The sequence below is a fragment of the uncultured Finegoldia sp. genome (assembly GCF_947252345.1).
Taxonomy (GTDB): Bacteria; Bacillota; Clostridia; order Tissierellales; family Peptoniphilaceae; genus Finegoldia.
Map to the genome: position 1 here is coordinate 1 of NZ_CAMXVC010000052.1, position 4,370 is coordinate 4,370.

The 4,370-nt window shown below is 34.6% G+C and carries 4 protein-coding genes; all 4 read left to right on the forward strand.

Going from position 1 to position 4,370, the window contains the following annotated elements:
* Positions 1 to 100: 100 nt before the first annotated feature.
* The 4 genes from Q0X02_RS07745 (at position 101) to fusA (ending at position 4,303) form a co-directional block, all read left to right on the forward strand.
* Complete coding sequence (locus Q0X02_RS07745) at positions 101 to 907, forward strand: metallophosphoesterase (protein WP_297813991.1); 807 nt, start codon at positions 101 to 103, stop codon at positions 905 to 907.
* A 291-nt stretch (positions 908 to 1,198) separates the two neighbouring features.
* Positions 1,199 to 1,612, forward strand: a complete 414-nt coding sequence (rpsL, locus tag Q0X02_RS07750; RefSeq protein WP_297813994.1) for a 30S ribosomal protein S12 — start codon at positions 1,199 to 1,201, stop codon at positions 1,610 to 1,612.
* Positions 1,613 to 1,720: 108 nt separating this feature from the next.
* Entirely contained in the window at positions 1,721 to 2,191 is a 471-nt protein-coding gene (gene rpsG, locus Q0X02_RS07755; RefSeq protein WP_002835373.1) for a 30S ribosomal protein S7, read from the forward strand.
* 24 nt (positions 2,192 to 2,215) lie between these two features.
* The gene (gene fusA, locus Q0X02_RS07760) at positions 2,216 to 4,303 is read left to right on the forward strand and encodes an elongation factor G (RefSeq protein ID WP_297813999.1); all 2,088 of its coding nucleotides are present in this window, start codon (positions 2,216 to 2,218) and stop codon (positions 4,301 to 4,303) included.
* The last annotated feature ends 67 nt before the right edge of the window (positions 4,304 to 4,370 follow it).

Consider the following 4,370-nt stretch of genomic DNA (forward strand, 5'->3'; position numbering starts at 1 on the left):
GAGCACCTGACTTTTAATCAGGGTGTCCCGGGTTCGAGTCCCGGATGAGCCACCAATAGCCGAGCTTTTGTAGCTCGGTTTTTTTAATTTGAGGTGTAAAATGTACTTAATTGTATCCGCATTGATATTAATATTTTTGTTAACATCAATTTCGTACAAAATAAACATAGTTCAATACGAAATAAAATCTGAAAAGATTGACCGTGATATTGACATATTATTCTTATCTGATTTACATTCATGCGATTATGGAATAAATCAAAAGAAATTAATGGATAAAATAAAATCCGTCGATTGTGATGTGATTTTGTTGGGTGGAGATATTGTAGATGACAAATTAAAACCCAAAAAAGCATTTGAATTACTTGAACAATTACAGCAATTATGCAAGCAAATCTACTACGTTCATGGAAATCACGAAAAAAGAATAGAAAATCTGGTAGAAATAGATGAGACAATCAGAAAATATAATGTGCAAATTCTCAATAATGAAGAAGTGTTCTTATCAAACAACATTAAACTTATCGGAGTGGACGATTCATCTGGAAAAAACTTGGATGATTATGAAAACAAATTAGATGATTTAGATGAAAAATTAAAATCAGAAAATTATAATATATGTTTGATTCACAAACCGGATTATTATTTCAAGAAAAATCTTAAAAACTTTGATTTGATGATATCTGGACACACTCACGGTGGACAATGGAGGATTCCTTATATCTTAAATGGAGTTATATCGCCGGGACAAGGTTTGCTTCCGAAGTATGCTGGTGGGATGTACGACGACAATTATACGCTGATAGTATCACGTGGGCTATGCAAGGAAAAGACCGTAATTCCAAGGATATTTAATCGACCAGAAATCAATTTAATAAAATTAACGAAAAATTATCATCTGTTTTAGAAAAAAATGGTTTTAATATGGACAAAAATATGATAAACTTAAACAACAGCAGTATTAATAATATTTTGTCTATTATTATAGAAAATCATATCGAGATTTTGGACATAAAAAGCCGCTATAAAACTTCTCGAGAAAGATACAAAGAAATTTTTAAAATTTAAAATAAAATATGCAAAAAATCAAGAATTTGTTTGACATATTGCTATGTTGATGATAGAATATACAAGGATAAATAAGAATATCTTGTATATTCTTTTTTTATGCACAAAAAAATCACAGGAGGTGGAAAATTTGCCAACTATTAATCAATTAGTAAGACAAAGAAGACAATCTAAAACTTACAAATCTGATTCACCAGCTTTGAGTCGTAACTTCAACAGCATTAAAAAAAGCTATACAGAAGCTAACTCACCTCAAAAAAGAGGCGTTTGTACTTCAGTAAGAACTATGACTCCTAAAAAGCCTAACTCAGCACTTCGTAAGGTAGCCAGAGTTCGTTTAACAAATGGAATGGAAGTATTATCATACATCCCAGGTATCGGACACAACCTACAAGAACACAGTGTTGTACTAATCAGAGGTGGTAGAGTAAAAGACTTACCAGGGGTAAGATACCACATTATCAGAGGTGCTTTGGATACTGCAGCTGTTCAAAACAGAATGCAAGGTCGTTCAAAGTACGGTGCTAAAAAACCAAAGAAATAAGACAAAACAAAAGGTATTAGTGTGATTATAAGATTTTAAAATATATTTATAGCACAGCGATATTATTCGAGTACCTGAGAAATACTAAATAGTAAGGAGGGAAGCGAAGTGCCAAGAAAAGGACATGTACAAAAAAGAGAGGTAATGCCAGATCCAGTTTACGATGATAAGACAGTTACTAAGCTTATCAACAACATTATGTTGGATGGAAAAAAAGGTACTGCCCAAAAAATTGTTTATGGTGCTTTTGACATTATCAAAGAAACAACAGGAGAAGATGCTCTTGAAGTATTCTACAAAGCGATGAACAATATTATGCCTATCTTAGAAGTTAAAACTAGAAGAATAGGTGGAGCTAACTACCAAGTTCCTATCGAAGTTAGACCAGAAAGAAGACAAACATTAGGTTTGAGATGGTTGACAACTTATACAAGAGCTCGTGGTGAAAAAACTATGGTTGAAAAGTTAGCTAAAGAAATTATGGATGCAGCTAATAATACTGGTGCATCAGTTAAGAAGAGAGAAGACGTACACAAGATGGCTGAAGCTAATAAAGCTTTTGCACATTATAGATACTAATCTATCGGAAAGTAAGGAGAAAAAATGGCTAGACAAGTTTCATTAAAAGATACAAGAAACATTGGTATAATGGCCCATATTGATGCCGGTAAAACGACAGTAACTGAACGTATTTTGTACTATTCAGGAAAAATCCATAAAATCGGGGACACTCACGACGGAGCTGCTCAAATGGACTGGATGGTTCAAGAACAAGAAAGAGGTATTACAATTACTTCTGCCGCTACAACTTGTTTCTGGAAAGGTAACAGAATCAATATTATCGATACACCGGGTCACGTTGACTTTACAGTTGAAGTTGAGAGGTCTCTAAGAGTTCTTGATGGTTCTGTAGCGTTGTTCGATGCGAAAAGCGGTGTAGAACCACAATCTGAAACTGTATGGAGACAAGCTGATAAATATGGCGTACCAAGAATTTGCTTTATCAATAAAATGGATGCAACAGGCGCTGATTATTTTATGTCTGTTGATACAATAAGAGAAAGATTGAGAGCAAATGCTGTACCTATCGAAATTCCTATCGGAGCAGAAGATAAATTCATAGGTGTAGTGGATCTTATTACAATGAAAGCTAACATCTACAAAAACGAATTGGGAACTGAGTTTTCAGTTGAAGATATCCCTAGTGATTTAGTAGAAGTAGCTGAAAAATATAGAGCAGATTTATTAGAAAACATAGCAGAACATGATGAAGAGTTAATGGAAAAATACCTTGAAGGTGAAGAATTAACTGAACAAGAAATCAAAAGAGCTATCAGAACTGCAACAATTGCTAATGCAATGAACCCAGTTCTTTGTGGTTCTGCATACAAAAACAAGGGTGTTCAACCATTATTGGACGCTATTGTTGATTATATGCCTTCGCCAGTTGACGTTCCAGATATCAAAGGGGTTGACCCACAAACTGATGAACCTACAACAAGAAAATCATCTGATGATGAACCATTCTCTGCATTGGCATTCAAAATTGCAACTGACCCTTATGTAGGTAAGCTTGCATTTACAAGAGTTTATTCAGGAACTATTGAATCAGGAAGCTATGTATACAACTCTACAAAAGGTAAGAGAGAAAGAATTGGTCGTATTTTGATGATGCACGCAAACAAGCGTGAAGAAATTGATAAGGCATATGCTGGAGACATCATTGCCATTATTGGTTTGAAAGATACAACAACAGGAGATACTTTGTGTGATATGGATAATGAAGTTATCCTTGAAAACATGGAATTTCCAGACCCAGTAATTTCTGTAGCAATCGAACCTAAAACAAAAGCAAGTCAAGAAAAAATGGGTATCGCTCTTGCAAAATTAGCAGAAGAAGACCCAACATTCAAAACATATACTGACGAAGAAACTGGAGATACTATTATATCTGGTATGGGTGAGCTTCACCTTGAAATCATCGTAGATAGACTTTTACGTGAATTTAAAGTAGAAGCTAACATTGGTAATCCACAAGTTGCTTACAGAGAATCTATCACTCAAGCAGCTGAAGCTCAAGGAAAATACGTTAAGCAATCAGGTGGTCGTGGTCAATATGGTGATTGTACTCTTAGAGTTGAACCACTTGATAATCCAGAAGAATCAAATGGTATCGAATTTGTTAATGCAATTGTCGGAGGTGCTATTCCAAAAGAATACATCCCATCAGTTCAAGCAGGTGCTGAAGAAGCAGCTCAAACTGGTATCTTAGGTGGATATCCAATGCTTGATATGAAGATTACTCTTTTAGATGGTTCTTACCACGATGTAGACTCATCAGAAATGGCATACAAGATTGCCGGTTCAATGGGCTTCAGAGCAGCAGTTGCAAAAGCAAAACCAATTTTATTGGAACCTACTATGAAAGTTGAAATAACAACTCCAGATGAATATTTGGGAGATGTAATGGGAGACGTTTCATCGAGAAGAGGTAAGATTGATGGTATGAATCCTAAAAATGGTGTACACATCTTAGATGCTTACATCCCATTAGCAGAAATGTTTGGATATGCAACAGATTTGAGATCAAAAACTCAAGGTCGTGCAACATATTCAATGCAATTTGACCATTATGAACAAGTTCCTAACTCGATTTCAGAAGAAGTTATAGGTAAAAAGAATAAAAAATAGGAGGCTTATATAAATGAGTAAAGCTAAATTTGAAAGAAACAAACCACACGTAAACATTGGTACAATA

Bases quoted from the DNA above. Each gene is read 5' to 3' on its own strand.
- fusA (WP_297813999.1), top strand. From the start codon at position 2,216: ATGGCTAGACAAGTTTCATTAAAAGATACAAGAAACATTGGTATAATG.
- Q0X02_RS07745 (WP_297813991.1), top strand. From the start codon at position 101: ATGTACTTAATTGTATCCGCATTGATATTAATATTTTTGTTAACATCA.